The organism is Streptomyces griseosporeus, assembly GCF_014656055.1.
Lineage (GTDB): Bacteria > Actinomycetota > Actinomycetes > Streptomycetales > Streptomycetaceae > Streptomyces > Streptomyces griseosporeus.
On the sequence record NZ_BNBR01000003.1, the window covers coordinates 386,348 to 409,020 of the forward strand.

The 22,673-nt window shown below is 72.2% G+C and carries 19 protein-coding genes; 12 read left to right on the top strand and 7 right to left on the bottom strand.

The window, feature by feature from the left end:
- Nucleotides 1-13 precede the first annotated feature (13 nt).
- Nucleotides 14-769, top strand: a complete 756-nt coding sequence (locus IE308_RS16470) for an AIM24 family protein (protein ID WP_110637114.1) — start codon at nt 14-16, stop codon at nt 767-769.
- Nucleotides 770-863: 94 nt separating this feature from the next.
- Nucleotides 864-1,340 (top strand): MarR family winged helix-turn-helix transcriptional regulator, encoded by a 477-nt coding sequence (locus IE308_RS16475; RefSeq protein ID WP_110630685.1) that lies wholly within the window; start codon nt 864-866, stop codon nt 1,338-1,340.
- 595 nt (nt 1,341-1,935) lie between these two features.
- On the opposite strand, the gene meaB is transcribed toward IE308_RS16475, so the two are convergent.
- Nucleotides 1,936-2,892, bottom strand: a complete 957-nt coding sequence (gene meaB / locus IE308_RS16480) for a methylmalonyl Co-A mutase-associated GTPase MeaB (protein WP_110630683.1) — start codon at nt 2,890-2,892, stop codon at nt 1,936-1,938.
- A 56-nt stretch (nt 2,893-2,948) separates the two neighbouring features.
- Complete coding sequence (locus IE308_RS16485; RefSeq protein ID WP_190218539.1) at nt 2,949-4,148, bottom strand: acetyl-CoA C-acetyltransferase; 1,200 nt, start codon at nt 4,146-4,148, stop codon at nt 2,949-2,951.
- A 150-nt stretch (nt 4,149-4,298) separates the two neighbouring features.
- Here IE308_RS16485 and mce point away from each other — a divergent pair, with 150 nt between their 5' ends.
- The 7 genes from mce to IE308_RS16520 all read left to right on the top strand — a co-directional run bounded on the left by mce (nt 4,299) and on the right by IE308_RS16520 (nt 14,376).
- Nucleotides 4,299-4,739: a methylmalonyl-CoA epimerase gene (mce, locus tag IE308_RS16490; RefSeq protein ID WP_110630679.1), complete on the top strand. Its 441-nt coding sequence runs from the start codon at nt 4,299-4,301 to the stop codon at nt 4,737-4,739.
- Nucleotides 4,740-4,981: 242 nt separating this feature from the next.
- Nucleotides 4,982-9,148 (top strand): polarized growth protein Scy, encoded by a 4,167-nt coding sequence (scy, locus tag IE308_RS16495; RefSeq protein ID WP_190218540.1) that lies wholly within the window; start codon nt 4,982-4,984, stop codon nt 9,146-9,148.
- Between the two features lie 183 nt (nt 9,149-9,331).
- Nucleotides 9,332-10,270, top strand: coding sequence for a coiled-coil domain-containing protein (locus IE308_RS16500; RefSeq protein ID WP_110630675.1), 939 nt, complete (start codon nt 9,332-9,334; stop codon nt 10,268-10,270).
- An 86-nt stretch (nt 10,271-10,356) separates the two neighbouring features.
- Nucleotides 10,357-11,307, top strand: coding sequence for an ABC transporter ATP-binding protein (locus tag IE308_RS16505; protein WP_190218541.1), 951 nt, complete (start codon nt 10,357-10,359; stop codon nt 11,305-11,307).
- 2 nt (nt 11,308-11,309) lie between these two features.
- Nucleotides 11,310-12,080 carry an ABC transporter permease gene (locus tag IE308_RS16510; RefSeq protein ID WP_190218542.1) on the top strand — a complete coding sequence of 257 codons (771 nt, stop codon included), beginning with the start codon at nt 11,310-11,312 and terminating at the stop codon, nt 12,078-12,080.
- Between the two features lie 134 nt (nt 12,081-12,214).
- Nucleotides 12,215-13,507 carry an ABC transporter ATP-binding protein gene (locus tag IE308_RS16515; protein WP_190218543.1) on the top strand — a complete coding sequence of 431 codons (1,293 nt, stop codon included), beginning with the start codon at nt 12,215-12,217 and terminating at the stop codon, nt 13,505-13,507.
- Complete coding sequence (locus tag IE308_RS16520; RefSeq protein ID WP_110630667.1) at nt 13,504-14,376, top strand: ABC transporter permease; 873 nt, start codon at nt 13,504-13,506, stop codon at nt 14,374-14,376. Before IE308_RS16515 ends, IE308_RS16520 begins: the two co-directional genes overlap by 4 nt.
- A 13-nt stretch (nt 14,377-14,389) precedes the next feature.
- On the opposite strand, the gene IE308_RS16525 is transcribed toward IE308_RS16520, so the two are convergent.
- Nucleotides 14,390-14,722 (bottom strand): Rv1322 family protein, encoded by a 333-nt coding sequence (locus IE308_RS16525; RefSeq protein WP_190218544.1) that lies wholly within the window; start codon nt 14,720-14,722, stop codon nt 14,390-14,392.
- A gap of 233 nt (nt 14,723-14,955) precedes the next feature.
- On the opposite strand from IE308_RS16525, the gene IE308_RS16530 reads away from it, so the two are divergent.
- The gene (locus tag IE308_RS16530) at nt 14,956-15,984 is read left to right on the top strand and encodes an LLM class flavin-dependent oxidoreductase (RefSeq protein ID WP_110630663.1); all 1,029 of its coding nucleotides are present in this window, start codon (nt 14,956-14,958) and stop codon (nt 15,982-15,984) included.
- A gap of 83 nt (nt 15,985-16,067) precedes the next feature.
- Here IE308_RS16530 and IE308_RS16535 read toward each other — a convergent pair whose 3' ends face one another.
- The gene (locus IE308_RS16535; protein WP_110630661.1) at nt 16,068-16,460 is read right to left on the bottom strand and encodes an SCO5389 family protein; all 393 of its coding nucleotides are present in this window, start codon (nt 16,458-16,460) and stop codon (nt 16,068-16,070) included.
- Between the two features lie 253 nt (nt 16,461-16,713).
- On the opposite strand from IE308_RS16535, the gene nucS reads away from it, so the two are divergent.
- Nucleotides 16,714-17,385, top strand: a complete 672-nt coding sequence (gene nucS / locus IE308_RS16540; protein ID WP_190218545.1) for an endonuclease NucS — start codon at nt 16,714-16,716, stop codon at nt 17,383-17,385.
- Between the two features lie 73 nt (nt 17,386-17,458).
- Here the strand turns inward: nucS and IE308_RS16545 are convergent, their stop codons facing one another.
- The 3 genes from IE308_RS16545 to IE308_RS16555 all read right to left on the bottom strand — a co-directional run bounded on the left by IE308_RS16545 (nt 17,459) and on the right by IE308_RS16555 (nt 21,576).
- Nucleotides 17,459-20,005, bottom strand: a complete 2,547-nt coding sequence (locus IE308_RS16545) for a P-loop NTPase family protein (RefSeq protein WP_190218546.1) — start codon at nt 20,003-20,005, stop codon at nt 17,459-17,461.
- 253 nt (nt 20,006-20,258) lie between these two features.
- A complete protein-coding gene (locus IE308_RS16550) occupies nt 20,259-20,582 on the bottom strand; it encodes an STAS domain-containing protein (RefSeq protein WP_110630655.1) in 324 nt (107 codons plus the stop codon).
- Nucleotides 20,583-20,727: 145 nt separating this feature from the next.
- Nucleotides 20,728-21,576 carry a 3-hydroxyacyl-CoA dehydrogenase family protein gene (locus IE308_RS16555; protein WP_110630653.1) on the bottom strand — a complete coding sequence of 283 codons (849 nt, stop codon included), beginning with the start codon at nt 21,574-21,576 and terminating at the stop codon, nt 20,728-20,730.
- 241 nt (nt 21,577-21,817) lie between these two features.
- Between IE308_RS16555 and IE308_RS16560 the strand changes: the two genes are divergently transcribed.
- Complete coding sequence (locus IE308_RS16560) at nt 21,818-22,669, top strand: hypothetical protein (RefSeq protein ID WP_190218547.1); 852 nt, start codon at nt 21,818-21,820, stop codon at nt 22,667-22,669.
- Nucleotides 22,670-22,673 lie beyond the last annotated feature (4 nt).

Sequence of the window (22,673 nt, forward strand, 5' to 3'; positions counted from 1 at the left end):
GGTCTTCGACCCCATGACGCTGCCGGCCGACGACAACGTCAACGCGTACACCTTCTGTGTGGAACTCAAGGGGAGCCAGTGGTTCCTCCAGAAGGGGAAGATGATCGCCTACTACGGGACGATCGACTTCAACGGCATTGGACACGGCCGGCTGGACCGCCTGGTCCGCACTTCCTTCCATTCGCCTCTGCACGCGAGCGACTGGGTCGTGGCGGAGGGCTCGGGCAAGATGCTCCTCGCCGACCGGGCCTTCGATGTCAATTCGTATGACCTCGAGGACGGCAACCTGACCATTCGCTCGGGCAACCTCCTTGCTTTTCAGCCAACTCTGGCACTGAAGCAATCAATCGTGCCGGGTTTTCTCACACTCATCGGAACCGGAAAGTTCGTGGCGGCATCTAACGGTCCGGTGGTGTTCATGGAACCGCCGATCCGGGTGGACCCGCAGGCGCTCGTCGGCTGGGCCGACTGCCCGTCGCCGTGCCATCACTACGACCACGGCTACATGACGGGCGTAATGGGCGGCCTACGTGCGATGACAGGCCTCGGCGGGGCATCGGGAGAGGAGCATCAGTTCGAGTTCGTCGGCGCCGGCACGGTGCTGCTGCAATCGTCCGAGACCCTGATGGCCGAGCAGGCCACGGGGGCGGTTCCGCAGCAGGCGGGGGTACCCGGCGCAGGAGGGGCGCACAGTACACAAGGACCGCAGTCGGGGGTACCGCGCCTTCCCGGACAGCTGGGGGACCTCCAGCGTCGCTTCGGGCTGTGAGCGGTAGTCTGCGGAGTGTGACGTCGAACGCGTGCGCACAGTCACACACCACCCTCAGTAGTTCGCCATTCAACTTCTTAGGTAGACTTCATTCATGGAGACCGAGACGGCCACGCGCTGGCTGACCGATGCGGAGCAGTGCGCCTGGCGCACCCACCTGGAGGTCAACAGGCTGTTGACGTACCAGCTCGAAAAGGACCTGCAGCCGTTCGGCCTGACAATGAACGACTACGAGATCCTGGTGAACCTCTCCGAGTCCGAGGACCTGCGGATGCGGATGAGCGACCTCGCCTCCGCGACCCTCCAGTCCAAGAGCCGGCTCTCGCACCAGATCACGCGTATGGAGAACGCGAACCTGGTGCGCCGCGAGAACTGCGAGTCCGACCGCCGCGGGCTGTACGCGGTGCTCACGGAGCACGGCATGGAGACGATGAAGACGGTCGCACCGCATCATGTGGCGTCCGTGCGCCGCCACTTCATCGACCTGCTCAGCCCCGAGTCCCTGGCGGAACTCGACAAGGCCCTGAAGCCCATCGCGGAACACCTCCGCGACCACCGCGGCCGCCCGTAAGGCATCCCCCCTTCGGCGGGGAGCCTCACAAGGGCCTCCCCGCCCCCTTCCCCAGGCACCCAGCACTGCTGCTGGGCGGGGGTGGGAGGCGCAACCCGGCGTTACGGGGGTGCCGCTGCGCCCACCCGTGCCGCCCCAGCGGCACGACTGCCCGCAGCTAAGCGGACTGACGGCCGCTGCCGGGTGGGCGCCGGCCCAGCGGTGCGGCTGCGCGCAGCTAAGTCGCGAGGCGGCGCCGGCTACCCGCTACCCCAGCGGGGCGGCCCTGCCGCAGCCGCGGCGGCCGGTAGACGCGTACGGCGAAAAGGGGACGTGTCGGGGGGTGTCCGCCCGCAGCGGGCGCCGGAAAGAAGCGGCACGAATTTGACCGTACGCAGCGGCGCACCGAGGACGGATACCCCCCGGCGCGGCCCCGACCCACCCACCGGCCGCAGGCGCTACAGCAACCAACCACGGACAGGAACGGGCCGCCGCAGGCATTCAGGGGCGCGGGGAACTGCGCGAGCAACCACCCACCCACCCGCACCGGCCGCCGCAGGCACAGCGCGGGGAACTGCGCGACCAGCCCCCACCCACCCACAGCCGAAGAACCAGCTCAGCCCTCCGTCAACCCCGCCACCAACTCATCCGCAGCCCGATAAGGATCCAGCTCCCCCGCCACAATCCGCTCCGCGAGCGTCGGCAGATGCCGATCCCCGTGCAGATCCCCGATCCGCTCCCGCAGCGCGGTCACCGCGATCGTCTCGACCTCCCGAGCCGCCCGCGCCAGCCGCCGCTCCGCCAGCACCCCGCGCTCCTCCATCCACGCCCGGTGCTTCTCCAGCGCCTCGACGACCTCGTCGACGCCCTCACCCCGCGCCGCCACCGTCTTCACGATCGGCGGCCGCCAGTCGCCGGCGGCCCGCGCCTCCCCCAGCCCCAGCATGTGGTTCAGCTCACGCGCCGTCGCGTCGGCCCCGTCGCGGTCGGCCTTGTTGACGACGTACACGTCGCCGATCTCCAGGATGCCCGCCTTGGCGGCCTGGATCCCGTCGCCCATCCCCGGCGCGAGCAGCACGACCGACGTGTCGGCCTGCGAGGCGATCTCCACCTCGGACTGCCCGACACCGACCGTCTCGACCAGGATCACGTCGCACCCGGCGGCGTCCAGCACCCGGATCGCCTGCGGCGCGGCCCAGGCGAGTCCGCCCAGGTGACCGCGCGTGGCCATGGAGCGGATGTAGACGCCCGGGTCGGACGCGTGCTCCGACATCCGCACCCGGTCCCCGAGCAGCGCACCGCCCGAGAACGGCGAGGACGGGTCGACGGCGAGCACCCCGACCCGCTTGCCCTGCTTGCGGTACGCGGTCACCAGCGCCGACGTGGACGTCGACTTGCCGACGCCCGGCGACCCGGTCAGCCCGACCACGTACGCGTTGCCGGTCAGCGGGGCGAGCGCCGCCATGACCTCCCGCAGCTGCGGGGACGCCCCCTCCACCAGGGAGATCAGCCGGGCCACGGCCCGCGGCCGCCCTTCCCTGGCCTGGGCCACCAGCGAGGAGACGTCCTGCATCACAGCTCCGTTCACATCAAGGTCGTACAGACGTCGTACAGCGGGAAAACGCGGCGTCAGGCCTTGGGTACCCGCACGATCAGCGCGTCACCCTGACCGCCGCCACCGCACAGCGCGGCCGCGCCCACGCCGCCGCCCCGCCGCTTCAGTTCCAGCGCCAGGTGCAGCACGAGCCGTGCGCCGGACATGCCGATCGGGTGGCCGAGGGCGATGGCGCCGCCGTTGACGTTCACCTTTTCCGTGGACACCCCGAGGTCCTTCATTGACTGCACGGCGACCGCCGCGAAGGCCTCGTTGATCTCGATGAGGTCGAGGTCCTCGACGCTCAGCCCCTCCTTCTTCAGGGCGTGCAGGATCGCGTTCGACGGCTGCGACTGCAAAGAGTTGTCCGGGCCGGCGACGTTGCCGTGGGCGCCGATCTCGGCGATCCAGTCCAGGCCCAGCTCCTCGGCCTTGGCCTTGCTCATCACCACGACGGCGGCGGCACCGTCGGAGATCTGGGACGAGGAACCGGCGGTGATGGTGCCGTCCTTCGAGAACGCCGGACGCAGCTTGCCGAGCGACTCCGCGGTCGTGTCGCCGCGGATGCCCTCGTCCTTGCTGAACAGGACCGGGTCGCCCTTGCGCTGCGGGATCTCCACGGGGGTGATCTCGGCCTCGAAGATGCCGTTCTTCTGCGCGGCGGCGGCCCGCTGGTGGGACAGGGCGGCGATCTCGTCCTGCTCGGCGCGGCCGATGCCGAGCCGCTGGTTGTGCTTCTCCGTGGACTCGCCCATGGCGATGTTCTCGAAGGCGTCGGTGAGGCCGTCGTAGGCCATCGCGTCGAGCATCTGCACGGCGCCGTACTTGAAGCCCTCACGGGACTTCGGCAGCAGGTGCGGGGCGTTGGTCATGGACTCCTGACCACCGGCCACGACGATGTCGAACTCGCCCGCGCGGATCAGCTGGTCCGCCAGCGCGATCGCGTCGAGGCCGGACAGACACACCTTGTTGATGGTGAGCGCCGGGACGTTCATGGGGATGCCGGCCTTGACCGCGGCCTGCCGGGCCGGGATCTGGCCCGCGCCGGCCTGGAGCACCTGGCCCATGATCACGTACTGCACCTGGTCGCCGCCGATCCCCGCACGGTCGAGGGCGGCCTTGATCGCGAAGCCGCCGAGGTCGGCTCCGGAGAAGGACTTGAGGGAGCCCAGCAGTCGTCCCATGGGCGTGCGCGCGCCCGCGACGATCACCGAACTGTTCGTTGCAGATGCCATGAGCTGCGATCCCCTTACCGGCCTGCCAGGCCGAGGAGTGAACGAGGGTTTACTTCGAATGTACTGACTGGCACTCCGTGCCGTCACCGTGCCGTCGGTGTGATCGCTCGCACGTTGCGTAACCACCGCCGGGGCGCTGCACTGAACAGCATGCTGACGCGAATCGACCACATCGGGATCGCCTGCCACGACCTCGACGCCACCGTCGAGTTCTACAAGGCCACCTACGGCTTCGAGGTGTTCCACACCGAGGTCAACGAGGAGCAGGGCGTGCGCGAGGCCATGCTCAAGATCAACGAGACCTCGGACGGCGGCGCCTCCTACCTCCAGCTGCTGGAACCCACCCGCGAGGACTCCACGGTCGCGAAGTGGCTCGCCAAGAACGGCGAGGGTGTCCACCACATCGCCTTCGGCACGGCGGACGTGGACGGCGACGCCGCGGCCATCCGCGACAAGGGCGTACGCGTGCTGTACGAGGAGCCCCGGCGCGGTTCGATGGGGTCCCGGATCACCTTCCTGCACCCCAAGGACTGCCATGGCGTCCTCACGGAACTGGTCACTTCGGCCCCTGTTGAGTCGGACGAGCACTGACCCTCGTACATAAGGGCCGGTAGGGTTGGGTGCGGTCGCCGCCCAACCAAGCGGCGCCAGGTCCCTGCGTCACGTTTCACCTGTGGCGGAGGGACCGCCGGGGCCTTGGTTTCGGGGAGGGAGCGCCGGGGCGGCAGCCCAGGGTCCGCCGCCGATCTGACACCATTCCCCGGGGGCCCCGTTCGGCGGATGGACGGTGCTCGTTCGGAGAGATGCGACCAGGGGACGGATGGGACCGCGCAGTGCGGGGCTACGAGAGCCAGGAGCGGGAGCCGGCGGCTGACGTCGACCACCTCACTCGGTTCGAAGCCGAGATGAAGCGGCTGAAGACCGAGCGGGAAAAGGCGATCCAGCACGCCGAGGACCTCGGCTACCAGGTCGAGGTGCTGCGCGCCAAGCTGCACGAGGCGCGGCGCACCATCATGTCCCGGCCGGCGTTCGACGGGGCGGACATCGGCTATCAGGCCGAGCAGTTGCTGCGCAATGCCCAGATGCAGGCCGACCAGCTGCGCGCGGACGCCGAGCGCGAGCTGAGCCAGGCGCGGGCGCAGACCCAGCGCATCCTCCAGGAGCACGCCGAGCAGGCGGCCCGGCTCCAGGCGGAGCTGCACCAGGAGGCGGTGACCCGCCGCCAGCAGCTGGACCAGGAGCTGGCCGAGCGCCGGGCGACCGTGGAGTCGCACGTCAACGAGAACGTGGCGTGGGCGGAACAGCTGCGCGCCCGCACGGAGGCACAGGCCCGCCGCCTCCTTGAGGAGTCCCGCGCGGAGGCCGAGCAGGCGATGGCCGCGGCCCGTGCGGAGGCCGAGCGGGTGACCGCCGAGGCCCGCCAGCGGCTGCAGTCGGAGGCGGAGGCGGCGCGCGCGGAGGCGGAGCAGTTGCTGCGCCGGGCCCGCGCGGACGCCGAGCGGCTGCTGAACGCGGCCTCGACGCAGGCCCAGGAGGCCACCGACCACGCCGAGCAGCTGCGTACGTCGACGGTGTCGGAGTCGGAGGCGGCGCGCCGGCAGGCGCAGGAGCTGAGCCGGTCCGCCGAGCAGCGCATGGCGGAGGCCGAGGAGGCGCTGCGCAAGGCGCAGTCCGAGGCGGAGAAGCTGGTCACCGAGGCCAAGGAGGCCGCCGCCAAGACGCTGGCGGGTGCCGAGGCGGCCAACGAGACGCGGACGCGTACGGCGAAGGAGCAGGTCGCCCGGCTGGTCAGCGAGGCCACCAAGGAGGCCGAGGCGACGAAGGCGGAGGCCGAGCAGGTCATCGCCGAGGCCCGCGCCGAGGCCGAGAAGATCGTCACGGAGGCCGCGGAGAAGGCCCGTACGGTCACCGCCGAGGAGGCCGCCACCCAGCTGTCGAAGGCCGCGAAGACGGCCGAGGACGTGCTGAACAAGGCCGCCGAGGAGGCCCGGCGGACCACGAAGGCCGCCGCCGAGGAGGCCGAGCGGATCCGCTCCGAGGCGGAGACCGAGGCGGACCGGCTGCGCGCCGAGGCGCACGACATCGCCGAGCAGCTCAAGGGCGCGGCGAAGGACGACACCAAGGAGTACCGCGCCAAGACGGTCGAGCTGCAGGAAGAGGCCCGCCGGCTGCGCGGCGAGGCCGAGCAGCTGCGCTCCGACGCGGTCGCGGAGGGCGACAAGATCCGCGCCGAGGCCCGCAAGGAGGCCGTGGCGCAGATCGAGGAGGCCGCGAAGACGGCCGAGGAGCTGCTGGCGAAGGCGAAGGCCGACGCCGACGAGCTGCGGCAGAAGGCGACCGCGGACAGCGAGAAGGTCCGCACCGAAGCGATCGAGCGGGCGACGACGCTGCGCCGGCAGGCCGAGGAGACCCTGGAGCGCACCCGGCAGGAGGCCGAGCGGCACCGCGCCGAGGCCGTGGAGCAGGCCGAGGGCGTCAAGGCGGACGCCGAGCGGGCGGCGCGGGAGCTGCGCGAGGAGGCCGAGCGGGCCGTCACGGCCCGGCGTGCGGAGGCCGCCGAGGAGCTGACGCGGCTCCAGACGGACGCCGAGGAGCGGCTCGCCGCGGCCGAGCAGGCGCTGTCGGAGGCCCGGGAGGAGGCCGCGCGGATCCGCCGCGAGGCCGCCGAGGAGACCGAGCGGCTGCGCGCGGAGTCGGCGGAGCGGATCCGCGCGCTCCAGCAGCAGGCCGAGGAGGAGGCCGACCGGCTGCGCACCGAGGCCGCGTCGGACGCCGCCGCGTCCCGCGCGGAGGGCGAGTCGGTGGCGCTGCGGCTGCGGTCGGAGGCCGCGGCGGAGGCGGAGCGGCTGAAGTCGGAGGCGCAGGACAGCGCCGACCGGATGCGGGCAGAGGCGCAGGCCGCCGCCGAGCGGCTGGCCGCGGAGGCGTCCGAGACGCTGGCCGCCGCGCAGGAGGAGGCCGCCCGGCGCCGCCGCGAGGCGGAGGAGCTGCTGGGCTCGGCCCGGCAGGAGGCCGACCAGGAGCGCGAGCGGGCCCGCGAGCAGAGCGAGGAGCTGCTGGCGAGCGCGCGCACGCGCGTGGAGGAGGCGCAGGCCGAGGCGATCCGCCTGGTGGAGGAGGCCGACCGGCGCGCGACCGAGATGGTCTCCGCGGCGGAGCAGCACGCCCAGCAGGTGCGTGAGTCGGTGGCCGGGCTGCACGAGCAGGCGCAGGAGGAGATCGCCGGGCTGCGCTCGGCCGCCGAGGTGGCGGCGGAGCGTACCCGCCGGGAGGCGGAGGAGGAGGCGGACCGGGTCCGCGCCGACGCCTACGCCGAGCGGGAGCGGGCGAGCGAGGACGCCGGCCGGGTGCGCCGGGAGGCGCGGGAGGAGTCGGAGGCGGCCAAGGCGCTCGCCGAGCGCACGATGGCGGACGCCCTCGCGGAGGCGGAGCGGCTGCGTTCGGACGCGTCCGAGCACGCGCAGCGGCTGCGTACCGAGGCCTCGGACACGCTGGCGCAGGCCGACCAGGACGCGGCGCGCACCCGGGCGGACGCCCGCGAGGACGCCAACCGCATCCGCTCCGACGCCGCCGCCCAGGCCGACACCCTCATCACCGAGGCGCGCAACGAGGCCGAGCGGCTCACCAGCGAGACGATCGCCGAGACCGACCGGCTGCGCCAGGAGACGACCGCCGAGGCGGAGCGGGTGCGGACCGAGGCGCGGGAGGAGGCCGACCGGCTGCGTACGGAGGCGTCCGATCTGCGGGCGCAGGCCGACCAGGACGCCACCCGCACCCGGGCGGACGCCCGCGAGGACGCCAACCGCATCCGCTCCGACGCCGCCGCCCAGGCCGACACCCTCATCACCGAGGCGCGCAACGAGGCCGAGCGCCTGACCACCGAGACGGTCACCGAGACCGACCGGCTGCGCCAGGAGACGGTCGCCGAGGCGGAGCGGGTCCGCACCGAGGCGCTGGAGGAGGCCGACCGGGTCCGTGCCGAGTCCGTCGCGAAGGCCGACAAGCTGCTCGCGGACGCCACCGACGAGGCGGAGCGGCTGCGTGCCGAGGCCGCCGAGACGGTCGGCTCGGCGCAGGCGCACGCCGAGCGGATCCGCATCGAGTCGGAGCGGGTCAGGGCGGAGGCGGCCGAGGAGGCGGAGCGGCTGCTGTCGGCCGCCCGCGAGGAGGCCGAGCGCACCCTGGACGAGGCCCGCAAGGACGCCAACAAGCGGCGCAGCGAGGCCGCCGAGCAGGTCGACACGCTCATCACGGAGACCACGGCCGAGGTCGACAAGCTGCTCGCGGAGGCGCAGGAGCAGGCGCTGAAGACCACCGCGGACGCGGAGGCCCAGGCGGACACGATGGTCGGCGCGGCCCGCAAGGAGGCCGACCGGATCGTCGCCGAGGCCACCGTCGAGGGCAACACCCGCGTGGAGAAGGCCCGTACGGACGCCGACGAGTTGCTGGTCGGCGCCCGCCGGGACGCCACGCAGATAAGGGAGCGCGCCGAGGAGCTGCGCGACCGCATCACCTCCGAGATCGAGGAGCTGCACGAGCGGGCGCGTCGCGAGGCCGCCGAGACGATGAAGTCGACGGGCGACCGCTGCGACGCGCTCATCAAGGCCACCGAGGAACAGCTCGCCAAGGCGGAGGCGAAGGCCAAGGAGATCGTCTCGGAGGCCAACTCCGAGGCGGGCAAGGTCCGCATCGCCGCCGTGAAGAAGGCGGAGGGCCTGCTCAAGGAGGCCGAGCAGAAGAAGGCGAAGCTGGTCAAGGAGGCCGAGGAGCTCAAGGCCGAGGCGATCCGCGAGGCTCGCCGTACGGTCGAGGAGGGCAAGCGGGAGCTGGAGATCCTGGTGCGCCGGCGCGAGGACATCAACGCCGAGATCTCCCGTGTCCAGGACGTCCTGGAGGCGTTGGAGTCCTTCGAGGCCCCGGCCGCGGGCAAGGACGGCGCCGTCAAGGCCGGCGCCACCGTGGGCGCCCCTCGTTCGGGTGGCAAGCCGTCAGACGGCTAGCCGTCCGGGCGGGTTCGGGTGTCTTCTGGGGCCTTTGCCCAGGTCTTTGGCAAGCGTTGTGGAGGTGAGCCACCCAAAAGAGGTGTCATTCTCCAGATCAAACACGTATCCGCTCGATGACACACCGCTTCGGCCCCTAGGATTCCCCCTATCACCTCACCGGTCTCATTCGACAGGAACCCCATGAGCGACACTTCCCCCTACGGCTTCGAGCTTGTGCGGCGTGGGTACGACCGCGCTCAGGTGGACGAACGTATCTCCAAGCTCGTCTCCGACCGTGACAGCGCTCTCGCCCGCATCACCGCTCTGGAAAAGCGCATCGAGGAGCTGCACCTCGAGACGCAGAACGCGCAGGCGGCGGTCTCGGACGCGGAGCCGTCCTACGCCGGTCTCGGCGCGCGCGTCGAGAAGATCCTGCGGCTGGCCGAGGAAGAGGCCAAGGATCTGCGCGAGGAGGCCCGTCGCGCGGCCGAGCAGCACCGCGAGCTGGCCGAGTCGGCGGCGCAGCAGGTGCGCAACGACGCGGAGGCGTTCGCGGCCGAGCGCAAGGCAAAGGCCGAGGACGAGGGCGTCCGGATCGTCGAGAAGGCCAAGAGCGACGCCGCTCAGCTGCGTTCCGAGGCGCAGAAGGACGCGCAGTCCAAGCGTGAGGAGGCCGACGCGCTCTTCGAGGAGACGCGCGCCAAGGCCGCTCAGGCCGCCGCCGACTTCGAGACGAATCTGGCCAAGCGCCGCGAGCAGTCGGAGCGCGACCTGGCCTCGCGTCAGGCCAAGGCCGAGAAGCGCCTCGCGGAGATCGAGCACCGCGCCGAGCAGCTGCGTCTGGAGGCGGAGAAGCTGCGCACGGACGCCGAGCGCCGCGCCCGCCAGACGGTGGAGACTGCCCAGCGTCAGGCCGAGGACATCGTGGCCGACGCCAACGCCAAGGCCGACCGCATCCGCTCGGAGTCCGAGCGCGAGCTGGCCGCCCTCACCAACCGCCGCGACTCCATCAACGCCCAGCTGACGAACGTCCGCGAGATGCTCGCGACGCTGACCGGCGCGGCGGTGGCCGCCGCGGGCACGCCGTCCACGGACGACGAGCCGATCTCCCGCGGAGTGCCGGCCCAGCAGTCCCGGTAACGCCCCGGCGTACGGCGGCTGAAAACCTGCGGAGCCCTCTGCCACTGCGGTGGCGGAGGGCTCCGCCTCGTTCTAGCGTGGCCTGCATGATCGAGCTGGAGGGGCTGACCAAGCGGTACGGCGAGAAACTCGCGGTCAACAACCTCACCTTCGCCGTCAGACCGGGGATCGTCACGGGGTTCCTCGGTCCGAACGGCGCGGGCAAGTCCACGACCATGCGGATGATCCTGGGCCTGGACCGGCCGACCGCGGGCGATGTACGCATCGACGGCAAGCACTACGACCGGCTGAAGGACCCGCTGACGTACATCGGCGCCCTGCTGGAGGCCAAGGCCTGGCACCCGGGGCGCAGTGCCTACAACCACCTGCTGTGCCTCGCCCAGAGCAACGGCATCCCGGCGAGCCGGGTGCGGGAGGTGCTGGAGACGGTGGGGCTCTCGGGGGTCGCCCGGAAGAAGACCAAGGGCTTCTCGATGGGCATGGGGCAGCGGCTGGGCATCGCCGCGGCGCTGCTGGGCGACCCGCGGATCGTGATGTTCGACGAGCCGGTCAACGGGCTGGACCCGGAGGGCATCCACTGGATCCGCACGCTGATGAAGTCGCTCGCCGCGCAGGGGCGGACGGTGTTCGTGTCGAGTCATCTGATGAGCGAGATGGCGCTGACCGCCGACCATCTGGTGGTCATCGGGCAGGGCCGGCTGCTCGCGGACACCTCGATGGCCGACTTCATCGCACAGAACTCCCGCTCGTACATCCGTATCCGCACCCCGCAGCGCGAGCGGCTGCTCGATGTGCTGCACGGGGCGGGGATCACGGTCGTGGAGACCGGCGGCGGGATGCTGGAGGTCGACGGGGGCAAGCCGGAGCGGATCGGCGAGCTGGCGGCGCAGCATCAGATCGTGCTGCACGAGCTGAGCCCGCAGCAGGCCTCGCTGGAGGAGGCGTTCATGCGGCTGACCGCGGAGTCGGTCGAGTACCACGCGCACGCCGACGCGCCCGCTCGGCAGTGGGGCGACGACTGGCAGAAGGGAAGCTGATCATGGCGGCGGCCCAGGTCATCCGCTCCGAGTGGACCAAGATCCGGTCGGTGGCGTCCACGGTGTGGACGCTGTCGCTGGCCGTGGTGGTCACACTCGCCCTCGGCATGCTCATCTCGGCGCTGTCGAAGAACGAGTTCGACAAGATGAGCGCGCGGGACAGGACCGACTTCGACCCGACCTTCATCAGCTTCGCCGGGATGAGTCTCGGGCAGCTGGCGATGATCGTGTTCGGGGTGCTCGTCGTGTCGAACGAGTACAGCACCGGCATGATCCGCAGTTCGCTGGCGGCCGTGCCGCAGCGCGGCACCTTCCTGTTCAGCAAGATCGCGGTCGCCACCGGTCTCGCTCTGGTCGTGGGTATGGCGACCAGCTTCGCCGCGTTCTTCCTGGGGCAGGCGATGCTGGGCGAGCACCGGGCGCACATCTCGGACACGGGGGTGCTGCGCGCGGTGCTCGGCGGCGGCCTCTATATGACGCTGATCGCGATGTTCTCGATGGGCGTCGCCGTGATGCTGCGCTCCCCCATGCTCTCTCTGGGCATCCTCATGCCGTTCTTCTTCCTGATCTCCAACATCCTCGGCAACGTCGACGCCACGAAGAAGGTCGGCCGGTTCCTGCCCGACCAGGCCGGCAGCAAGATCATGCAGGTGGTCACGCCGGTGGACGACGACACGCCGTACGGGCCGTGGGGCGGGCTCGGGATCATGGCGCTGTGGGTGCTCGTGGTGATCGCCGGCGGGTACGCCCTGCTGAAGAAGCGGGACGCGTGACCGACCGGGCCGAACCCGCGGGCACCCGGGCGGTTTTACTTTCCCTTGGCTGGAACCGTCAGCGCCTGGATATCCTCCTAACCCTTACGGGGGCGTGTGCCCCGCTGTCCTGATCCTTTCGATGGGTGCGGAGCATGATCGAAGCAGTCGGCCTGACCAAGCGCTACGGCGACAAGACCGCTGTGTACAACCTGTCCTTCCAGGTGCGGCCCGGTGCCGTCACCGGCTTCCTCGGTCCCAACGGCTCGGGCAAGTCGACGACGATGCGGATGATCCTGGGGCTCGACAACCCGACCTCGGGGACGGTGACGATCGGCGGCCACCCCTACCGGAAGCTGCCGAACGCGCCCCGTCAGGTCGGCGCCCTGCTGGACGCCAAGGCCGTGCACGGCGGCCGGTCCGCCCGCAACCACCTGCTGAGCCTGGCCCAGCTCTCCGGCATCCCGGCCCGCCGGGTCGACGAGGTGCTCGGCGTGGTCGGTCTGCAGGACGTGGCGAACAAGCGGTCCAAGGGCTTCTCCCTCGGCATGGGGCAGCGCCTCGGCATCGCCGCCGCGCTGCTCGGCGACCCGCAGGTGCTCCTCTTCGACGAGCCGGTCAACGGTCTCGACCCCGAGGGCATCCTGTGGGTGCGGAACCTGATGAAGGCGCTCGCGGCGGAGGGCCGTACGGTCTTCGTCTCCTCGCACCTGATGAGCGAGATGGCGCTGACCGCCGACCACCTGATCGTGATCGGGCGCGGGCAGCTGCTGGCCGACATGAGCGTCACGGAGTTCATCTCGGCCAACTCCGCCGACTTCGCGCGGGTGCGCACCCCCGACACCGAGCCGCAGCTGCGGGAGAAGCTGTCCTCGGCGCTGACCGAGGCGGGCGGCCATGTGCTGCCGGAGCAGGACGGCGCGCTGCGCGTCACCGGCCTGCCGCTGCCCCGTATCTCCGACATCGCGCACGAGGCCGACGTCCGGCTGTGGGAGCTGTCGCCGCACCAGGCCTCGCTGGAGGAGGCGTACATGCGGATGACGCAGGGCGCCGTCGACTACCGCTCGACCGCCGACCAGAAGGCCGGCCTCCAGCAGCCGCTGCCGCCCGGCGCGCAGCCGCCCATGCCGGTGCCCGGCCAGGGCCAGCCCGGCTGGTACGCCCCGCCGCCGCCCCAGCAGGGCGGTCAGCCCTTCACGGCCCCGCAGGGCGCCCCGTACGGCGGTCAGCCGCCGGCGGGTCCGTACGGCGCACCGGGTGCGGCCCCCGCGGGCCAGCCGAACCCGTACGCCCAGCCGGCCGCCCCCGCGGCGCCCGTGGCCGCCCCGGCCGCGCCCGCGCAGCCCGCGGCCCCGCCCGCGCAGCCCGCCGCTGCCGCTCCGCAGGCCGCTCCGGCCGCGCCCGCCCCGCTGACCGACGCCGAACCGAAGTCCGAGGACGCCCGATGACCACCCACCAGCCCCCCGCGCCGCAGGCCGCGCAGCCCACCTGGCAGGCGGCGGCCGGAGCGTCGTACCCCGGTTACACCTCGCCGATCCCCGTCGTGCGCACGCACCTCGGGCACGCCCTCGCCTCCGAATGGACCAAGATCCGGTCGGTGCGCTCCACGATGTGGACGCTGGGCGTGTTCGTACTGCTGGTCGTCGGCATCGGTCTGGCGGCCGGCGCGCTGGTCGCCGCGAACGCCTCCGAGGGCGACCTCAACGGCGAGAACCCGCTGTCGTTCGGCTTCTTCGGGCTGCTGCTCGGCAGCATGTGCATCATCACGCTGGGCGTGCTGACCACGGCCTCCGAGTACGGCACCGGCATGATCCGCACCACGATGGTGGCCTGCCCCTCGCGCGGGCGGGTGCTCGCGGCGAAGGCGGTCGTCTTCTTCGCCGTGGCCTTCGTGGTGACGCTGGTGTCGTCGTCGTTCGTCGCCTTCGCGCAGGTCGGCATGCTCAGCGACGCCCGGGACCCGTCCGGCGGCGAGTGGTTCAAGGCCACGGTCGGCGTGTCCCTGTACATCGCGCTGCTCGGGCTGCTCTCGCTGGTCGTCGGCTCGATCATCCGGCACTCGGCGGGCGCCATCACCATCATGATCGGCCTGCTGCTGGCCCCGCTGGTGATCGCGCTGTTCATGTTCTCGGAGTCGCTGCAGGACCTGCGCGAGGCCCTGTTCGAGTACTCGATCCCGAGCCAGCTCAGCGTCTTCTACGCCACGTCCCTCACCGACTCCGGCCCGTCCGGCTGGGACCCGCTGTGGATCATCCTCGGCGTGACGGCGGCGGCCTTCGCCGGCGCGTTCGCCCTGCTGCAGAAGCGGGACGTGTAGTCCGGGAGATCCGCTAGAACTTCGGCGCGTTACGGGACCGCTGCACCCGCGTGGTGCGGCGGTCCCGTGCGTTCCAGCACGCCTTGTGCCAGTGCCGGCGGTCGTCCACGCCCGAGTGGTCGGGCCAGGCCACGACATGCGGGACGCCGTCCGGGATCAGCTGGTCGCAGCCCGGGCAGCGGTACGACTTGCCCTGGGCGCTCGCCCCTGCCACGTGCCGCACGTTCCACGCCTCGCCCTGCCACTCCACGCCGGACTGCCAGCCGCCGTAGCGGCCGGGGCGGTCCTCCTCCGTGCTCCGGCCCGATCCGCCGGAGCCCTTGGGACGGTTGCGACGCGGGGACACGGGACACCTCACGGAGCTATACAGGAAGCACGGGCCGTCTCCAGCGTACGCGGCGGGCCGCCGGGTACGCGGAGGGCACCGGCCCCCCACAAGTGGCCCGGCGCCGCCGCCCGTTCCCCGGCATTCTCCAGACAATCCGCAAATTAACCCGACAGGCCGTGTCCTCGGCACGTGTCAGACGGTTATGCCGGGTGGGGGAGCTCCGCGTCGGAGCCAGAAGGCAGGACAAGCACATGCGCGTTGGAAGTTTCGTGTTGGCGGCCCAGTTCCCGGGTCAGGGCCAGGGAGAGGCGCTGCACCGCGCGGTGCGCTCCGCCGAGGTCGCCGAGGAAGCCGGGCTGGACACGGTCTGGCTGGCCGAGCACCATTTCGTGCCGTACGGCACCTGCCCGTCCGCGATCACCCTGGCGGCGTTACTGCTGGGCCGCACCCGGCGCATCCGGGTGGGCACGGCGGTGTGCGTGCTGCCCACCCAGCATCCGGTCTCCGTCGGCGAGCAGGCGGCGCTGCTGCACCTGACGAGCGGCGGGCGGTTCTCGCTCGGCGTCGGGCGGGGCGGGCCGTGGGTGGACCTGGAGGTGTTCGGCGCGGGCCTCGCGGCGTACGAGAAGGGGTTCCCCGAATCACTCGATCTGCTGATGCGCTGGCTGCGCGAGCCGTCGGTGGCGGCGGACGGCGAGCGGTTCCGGTTCCGTGAAGTCCCCGTCGTACCGCGCCCGTCGGAGGCGCTGACGGAGACCGAGGGCCCGGAGGTGGTCCTCGCGTGCACCTCGCCGGCGAGCGTGCGGCTGGCCGCCGAGCGCGGACTGCCGATGCTGCTCGGCATGCACGTGGGGGACGAGGAGAAGGCGGAGATGGTCGCCCTGTGGCGGCGGTGCGCCCGGGAGGCGGGTCGGTCCGGGGACGAGATCCGCGCCGCGGCGCACGTCTCCGCGGGCGTCTGCCAGATCGCGGACCGGCGTACCGACGCGGTGGAGACCTTGACGAAGGCAATGCCGGGTTGGCTGAAACAGGGTCTCGACGCGCATGTCACGGTCGACGGCCGGATCCGGCAGATGCGCGACCCGCTGGCGTACACCGAACTGCTCTGCGGGCTGCACCCGGTGGGCACACCGCGGCTGTGCGCCGACCGCCTCGCGGCGACCAGCGAACGCACCGGTATCTCCCGGTTCGCCCTGCTCGTGGAGGGCTCGGGAGACCTCGCGGCGACGGAGGAGAACGTACGGCGGCTGGGTGCCGAAGTGCTGCCGCAGCTGCGCTGAACACCCGTGCCGCGCGAGGAGCTTGCCGCTCCGGTACCGACTGCACCTCCCACGTACGGAGCGGCAAGCAAGCGGCTCACTGCTCAGCAGTCCCGAAGCTCCGGAGACTGGTTCAGCAGCTGGCTGCGGACCGAGGTGAAGCGCGCCAGCGTCTCGTCGACCGAGGCGTCCAGCGGGAACACCGCCACGCGATGGCAGTTCTGGAAAGCCAGCCGCACACCGAAGTGCCGCTGCAGCGCTCCGCGGATCGCGTCACTCGCGAGCGCACGCAGGAGCTGACCGCGTGCCTGCTCGTCCGGCGGGGGCGTCTGGTTGTCGGCGAACGCACCGCCGTCCACCTTCAGCTGTGCCACCAGGGAGCTGATCATCTCCCACGCATAGGGCAGGGAGGTCCGGACGCAGTCGACGAAGTCAGCTTCGTCGACCTCGCCTCGCTCGGCCTGTTCGAGTAGGGCCGGTGAGACGTCGAGCGACATGGGTTCTCCTCTCGCACCCCCGCACAGCAGGGGTTGCCGGACAGGGAAAGGGAGTTCGCCATGCCGGAACACCGGACACGCTGAGTACATGCATCGCGACCTCCCGTTCTCTACGGTAGGTCGCGGACCGTGACGGCACCAGGAGAATGCCGACAAAGAGACTTGGCGTTGGGCATACAATCGGCCACCGCGGAACATGCGTTTTCCTGGGCGAATCGCGTGCACACCGGCCCGTCGAGTAGCGTTGCCGACCATGCGTCTCGTCATTGCCCGATGCTCCGTCGACTACGCGGGCCGGCTCACCGCCCACCTCCCCTCCGCGCCCCGTCTGATCCTGGTGAAGGCGGACGGCAGCGTCTCCATCCACGCGGACGACCGGGCCTACAAGCCCCTGAACTGGATGTCGCCGCCGTGCACGCTGAAGGAGGGCACGGGTGAGGAGGAAGGCGTCTGGACCGTCGTCAACAAGGCGGGCGAGAAGCTGATCATCACGATGGAGGATATCCTCCACGACTCCTCGCACGAACTGGGCGTCGACCCGGGCCTGATCAAGGACGGCGTGGAAGCGCACCTCCAGGAGCTGCTCGCGGACCGCATCGAGACGCTCGGCGAGGGCTACACGCTGATCCGCCGCGAGTACATGACCGCCATCGGGCCCGTCGACATCCTCTGCCGGGACGCCGAGGGCCAGACCGTCGCGGTCGAGATCAAGCGGCGCGGCGAGATCGACGGCGTGGAGCAGCTCACCCGCTACCTGGAACTCCTCAACCGCGACCCGCATCTCGCCCCGGTCCGCGGCGTCTTCGCCGCCCAGGAGATCAAGCCCCAGGCCCGCGTCCTCGCCACCGACCGCGGCATCGGCTGCGTCGTCCTGGACTACGACGCGCTGCGCGGCATCGAGGACGACAAGCTGCGGCTGTTCTGACCGCTACGACGCGCTACGACGACAGGGCCGGGCCCGCTGCGGCGGACCCGGCCCTGTCGTGCTGTACGGGGCGTCAGATGACGTCGCCGGAGCTACTGGGGGTGCCCGCCTCCGAGGTCTGGGGGGCACCGGCCGAGCTGGTGGTCTGGGCCGGGGTGGTCTCCGCGCCGCTGGCCGTGTCCGTGGTGGACGGAGTGGTGCTCGGCGTCTCCGTCGGCGTCTCGGTGGGCGTCTGGGTCGGCGTCTGCGTCGGCGTCTCCGTCGGCTTGGTGGGCGTCGGCGAGGTCGTCGGCTTCGGCGAGGTAGGGGTCGTCGGCGGCTTCTGCGAGGTCGTCGGCTTCGACGGCGTCGTGGAGGCCCCGCCGCTCCCCCGCGTCCCGCTCGGCTGGTCCGACGGTACGGCCGACTCGGTCGGGGTCGGGTCGTCGGAGGTGCCCAGCGTGCCGTCGGGGCCCGGGTCGGTGGGGCGGCTGGTGGCGGTGCCGGTGTCGCCGTTGCCCGCGTCGTCGTCGGCGGGGGCGTCGGCGCCGAGGCTGCCGTCGTCCACGCCCTGGCTGGCCGACGGGTTGACGCCGACCTGGTCGGAGGGCGGGTTCGCGTCGTTGTTGGAGGTGGCGCCGAGCGTGACGACCGTACCGAGCACGGCGACGAGGAGGGCGCCGGCACCGGCCGCGACGAGGTTGCGGCGGGCCAGGCCCCGCAGGCCGCCGCGGTCCTTGCGGTCCGGCCCCGTGGCCTGGTGGGTGACGACGGCCGTGGCGTCGGCCGCGGGGCGCGGCAGCGAGGGGTAGAGCGCGGGCACGCCGCCGGGCGGCGAAGCCGACTCGTCGTGCCGGGCATCCGGCACCTCCTCGCCCGCGGTCGCGGCCGTCGGCCCGGTCACCGGCACGCCGGGCACATCGCCCGCGCGGTCGGCGACGAGGGCGAGGGCGCGGCGGCCGGCGACGGTGCCGCGCTTGTCGGCGAGGGCGCCGCGCAGCCCGATGGAGGCCTCCAGTTCGGCGCGGGCGCGGTCCAGCTGTCCGCCGCACAGGGCGAGGACGCCCAGTTCGTGGTGGAAGTAGGCCTGGTCGGCGACCTCGCCGGCGAGCCGGGAGGCCTCGGCCCCGGAGCGCAGGGCGCGTTCCCAGGCGCCCCAGTGCAGTCCGGCGGCGAAGGCGGGCGCGGCGGTGCGGGCGAGCCGTACGGCGATGTCGCCGTCGTCGTCCTCGTCGTCCTCGCGCAGGGCGGTGGCGAGCGGCGCGAGGACGGTGAGCGCGGCGAGCACGGCGTCGGCCTCGGCGCACACCCGTTCGGGGGTGACGGAGGGGTGGCCGGCCCACCAGGTGTAGTGGCGGGCGGCGCTGCGGGCCTGGTCGGTGAGGTCGTCGGCGTATCCGGCGGCCTCCAGCTGGGCCGGCACACCGGCGGCGAGGCGGTAGCGGGAGCCGACCGGGGAGACCAGTCCGCAGTCGACGAGTTCGCCGAGGGCCGCGTCGGCGTGGGTGTCGCCGACGAGGGCGGGCAGGTGCGCCTGGTGGGGCACCTCACCGCCGAGGGCGACGGCGAACCGCAGCGTGGCGCGGGCGGAGGGGCTCAGCCGGGAGGCGAGCAGGGGTGCGGGGGCGGCGGCCTCGCCGAGGGAGGGCAGGGCCGTGTCCGCGTCGGTGGCGGGGGCGTCGGCGGGGCGGGCGTCCTCGAAGACACCGAGGTCGTCGGCGGCCTCGGCGTCGGCGAGCAGCCGGTCGCGCTGCCGCAGCAGGGCGCCGGCCTGGACGAACCGCAGCGGCAGTCCCTCGGACTCGAACCACAGGTCGCCGGCCCAGTTGGCCTCGTCCTCGGTGAGGACGCGGCCGACGGAACGCTCGATCAGCTCGATGCCGCCGGCCCGGTCCAGTCCGCCGAGGACGACCTCCTCGACGCCGGAGGCGGCCGAGGGGGCGGGGACGTCGGGGGTGGCGGCGAACAGGAAGGCGCACTCGGGGGTGGCCTCCAGCAGCTCGTCCAGCGCGGTCCCGCCGAACTCCAGGTCGTCGACGACGACGACCGCGCCGATCTCCCGGACCAGGGCGTGCAGTTCGTCCCGTTCCGGGCGGTACCGGGGTGCGGTGTGGACGGCGTAGAGCAGGTCGTGGAGCAGCTCGCCGGCGGTGCGGTGGCAGCCGTTGAGGCGGACGACGCCGTCGGGGGCGAGGTCGGCGCAGTCCTCGGCGACGAGGTCGAGGAGGCTGGTGCGGCCGGAGCCGCCGGGGCCGGTGAGGCGGACGGAGCGGCCGCGGGCGAGCAGCCGGACCAGTTGCTCCCGCTCGTCCTGGCGGCCGATCAGCCCCAGCGCGGGCGGGGTGGGGCCGGGCGGTACGGGCGGCCGGGCGGCGCGGTCCGCCTCGGCGCGCTCGGCCGGGGTGGACTTCACCGGGCGGCCGGGGCGCTCCGCGGGCGGGCACAGCTCGATCTCGCTGCCGTCGACGGGGTTGACGGTGAGCAGGAAGTCGCCGGAGACCAGCTGCGCGGTGCGGGCCGGGGCGGGCGTCGCGTGCTGGCCGAAGTCGGGTGTGAGGGGATCCCTGGAGGGGCGCGGGCGCGGCGCGTGGCCGTCGCTGTCCTGGCCGTACTCCTCGGGCCCCAGGGTGTTCGGGTCCATAGGTTTCAAGCCCCCCAAAAGCGTCGTGTGGAGTAGCCCCTCCCGGCCTTGCTGCACACTGCGCTGTCGCTTCTGGTCCGGTGCCCGCTCGAGGGTTGCGGGCGGCGGGCAGTCGAACCGTAAACCTTCGCTCAGTATCTCCGACAGTCCGGGGTGCCGTGCGGTCCGAGACATCACAGTCTCGTGAGGATTGCGTGTGTGGGGGCGTTTCGCCGGTCTCGGGCGGGGTCCGGGATCCCCCGCGCACCGGGGGTCACACCCGGGGCAGGGACTCCACGGCGAGTCCGCCCTCGATGGCGAGGATGCGGTGCAGGCGCGTGGCCACCAGCAGGCGCTGCATCTGCGGCGGTACGCCGCGCAGCACCAGCCGCCGGCCGCAGCGGCCGGCCCGCCGGTGGACGCCCATGATCACCCCGAGTCCGGTGGCGTCCCAGGAGTCCAGTTCGGACAGGTCGAGCACGAGGTCGCCGACTCCGTCGTCGACGGCCGAGTGCAGGACCGTACGGGCGTCCGCCGCGCTGCGGACGTCGAGGCGGCCCCCGACGACCAGCTCGACGTGGTCGCCCCTGATGTGCATATGCGCTCCCCGAGAGTGCGGTGGCGTACGACATGACGGTGGCTGTGCAACGTCTGACTGCATCGGCGGCAGTCCGGTTGCTGCCTGTAAGCGAACCGATACCGAATTCACCCCGGAGGGTGATCTGCGGTGGCGGGCGCCCGGATCAGTAGCTGTAGAAGCCCTGCCCGCTCTTGCGGCCGATGTCACCGGCGTCAACCATCCGGCGCATCAGCTCGGGCGGGGCGAACTTCTCGTCCTGGGTCTCGGTGTAGATGTTGCCGGTGGCGTGCAGCAGGATGTCCACGCCGGTGAGGTCGGCGGTGGCGAGCGGGCCCATGGCGTGTCCGAAGCCGAGCTTGCAGGCGAGGTCGATGTCCTCGGCGGTGGCGACGCCGGACTCGTAGAGCTTGGTGGCCTCGACGACGAGCGCGGAGATGAGACGGGTCGTCACGAAGCCGGCGACGTCGCGGTTGACGACGATGCAGGTCTTGCCGACGGACTCGGCGAACTCGCGGGCGGCGGCGAGGGTTTCGTCGCTCGTCTTGTAGCCGCGGACCAGCTCGACGAGCTGCATCATCGGCACGGGCGAGAAGAAGTGGACGCCGACGACCCGTTCGGGCCGCTCCGTCACCGCCGCGATCTTGGTGATCGGGATGGCGGAGGTGTTGGAGGCGAGCACGGCGTCCTCGCGGACGACCTTGTCGAGCGCGCGGAAGATCTCGTGCTTGACGTCGAGCTTCTCGAAGACGGCCTCGACGACGATGTCGGCGTCGGCGGCGGCGTCCAGGTCGGTGGTGGCGGTGATGCGGCCGAGGGCGGCCTCGGCGTCCTCCGCGGCCAGCTTCCCCTTGCTCACGAACTTCTCGTACGACGCCTTGATGCCGTCGGTGCCGCGCCGCAGCGCCTCGTCGGTGACGTCCCGCAGGACGACGTCCCAGCCCGCCTGGGCGGACACCTGCGCGATGCCGGATCCCATGAGTCCGGCCCCGATGACGGCAAGCTTCCGTGCCACTCCCACTCCCCTGTCCGCCCACTGTTTCCTTGTGTTCTCGGGCGGACACTAGCGGGCGTGAGGGCCGCTGCGGCGGCGTTAGTAACGCGTTTCACGTCTCATGGGGTGAGACGCCGGTCACGTCAAGTGCCGTCGGGGCGAAGCTTCCCGACTGTCCGTCTTGTCCGTGCGCTGGTGCGGAGGGACGCGGGTCCGGTACAACCGGGCGCCGCCCGTCCCCGTTGCCGAAGGAGCACCGCACGTGAGACCCCGTACCGCCGCCCTGGCGCCCCTCGCCCTGCTCGCCCTGACGGGCTGCACCGGGGGCGGCGGCGCACCGGCGAGCGCGCCGACCGCGCAGGGCAAGGCGCCGGCGGCGTCCGCCGCCCCCGGCCCGCGCACGCCCGAGGAGTACCTGGCGCGGGCGAAGGCGGTGCTGGCGGAGGAGCAGGGCTGGACGTTCGCGGTGCGCGGCAGCGAGGCGCTGACCTCGCCGGGCGGTTCCTCCTCGGCGAGTTACGAGGCGACGGTGGACCGCTCCCAGCTCCCGCCGGCCCTGCACTCCTCCGGGACCACGCACGCGAAGGGCGCGGACAAGCCGGAGGAGGTCTACGTCGTCGACGGGACGGTGTACGTCAAGAAGGGCGGCCGCGACGCGCGGTGGAAGAGCGGCCCGCCGACGGACCCGGAGATGGCGAACGCGGTGGAGGATCCGGCGGCCGCGCTGGAGGGGTACGCCGAGGGCGCCTCCGGCCCCCTGTCGGTGACGAGGACGGGCGCCGGAGTGGAACTCCGCGCCGCGGCGGGCCCGGCCGCCCTGTCCGCCGTGCGCGACCGGCCGCTGGTGCGGAAGGCGGTCCGCGAACTCGCCCCGGCGCTGGAGCAGTTGCGGGCGGCGGGCATCGCGGCGCCGGACAGCCGGATCCGGCTGGAGAGCGCCGAGGAGGTCCTCACCCTGGACCCGGCGACGTACCGCCTGACCGCCCACCGCTTCCGCTGCGTGTTCCGCATCCCGTACGGCGGGCAGGAGATGCGCTACAGCCAGGAGGTGACGTCGGAGACGACGGGCGTGTTCATGGGCACGATCGCGCTGCCGCCGGGGGCGCGCCGGTAGGCGC

Excerpts from the sequence above, each read along its gene's own strand:
- IE308_RS16470 (WP_110637114.1), top strand. The coding sequence starts at position 14 with ATGACGCTGCCGGCCGACGACAACGTCAACGCGTACACCTTCTGTGTG.
- IE308_RS16475 (WP_110630685.1), top strand. The coding sequence starts at position 864 with ATGGAGACCGAGACGGCCACGCGCTGGCTGACCGATGCGGAGCAGTGC.
- meaB (WP_110630683.1), bottom strand. The coding sequence starts at position 2,892 with ATGCAGGACGTCTCCTCGCTGGTGGCCCAGGCCAGGGAAGGGCGGCCG.
- IE308_RS16485 (WP_190218539.1), bottom strand. The coding sequence starts at position 4,148 with ATGGCATCTGCAACGAACAGTTCGGTGATCGTCGCGGGCGCGCGCACG.
- mce (WP_110630679.1), top strand. The coding sequence starts at position 4,299 with ATGCTGACGCGAATCGACCACATCGGGATCGCCTGCCACGACCTCGAC.
- IE308_RS16500 (WP_110630675.1), top strand. The coding sequence starts at position 9,332 with ATGAGCGACACTTCCCCCTACGGCTTCGAGCTTGTGCGGCGTGGGTAC.
- IE308_RS16505 (WP_190218541.1), top strand. The coding sequence starts at position 10,357 with ATGATCGAGCTGGAGGGGCTGACCAAGCGGTACGGCGAGAAACTCGCG.
- IE308_RS16510 (WP_190218542.1), top strand. The coding sequence starts at position 11,310 with ATGGCGGCGGCCCAGGTCATCCGCTCCGAGTGGACCAAGATCCGGTCG.
- IE308_RS16515 (WP_190218543.1), top strand. The coding sequence starts at position 12,215 with ATGATCGAAGCAGTCGGCCTGACCAAGCGCTACGGCGACAAGACCGCT.
- IE308_RS16520 (WP_110630667.1), top strand. The coding sequence starts at position 13,504 with ATGACCACCCACCAGCCCCCCGCGCCGCAGGCCGCGCAGCCCACCTGG.
- IE308_RS16530 (WP_110630663.1), top strand. The coding sequence starts at position 14,956 with ATGCGCGTTGGAAGTTTCGTGTTGGCGGCCCAGTTCCCGGGTCAGGGC.
- IE308_RS16535 (WP_110630661.1), bottom strand. The coding sequence starts at position 16,460 with ATGTCGCTCGACGTCTCACCGGCCCTACTCGAACAGGCCGAGCGAGGC.
- nucS (WP_190218545.1), top strand. The coding sequence starts at position 16,714 with ATGCGTCTCGTCATTGCCCGATGCTCCGTCGACTACGCGGGCCGGCTC.
- IE308_RS16545 (WP_190218546.1), bottom strand. The coding sequence starts at position 20,005 with ATGGACCCGAACACCCTGGGGCCCGAGGAGTACGGCCAGGACAGCGAC.
- IE308_RS16550 (WP_110630655.1), bottom strand. The coding sequence starts at position 20,582 with ATGCACATCAGGGGCGACCACGTCGAGCTGGTCGTCGGGGGCCGCCTC.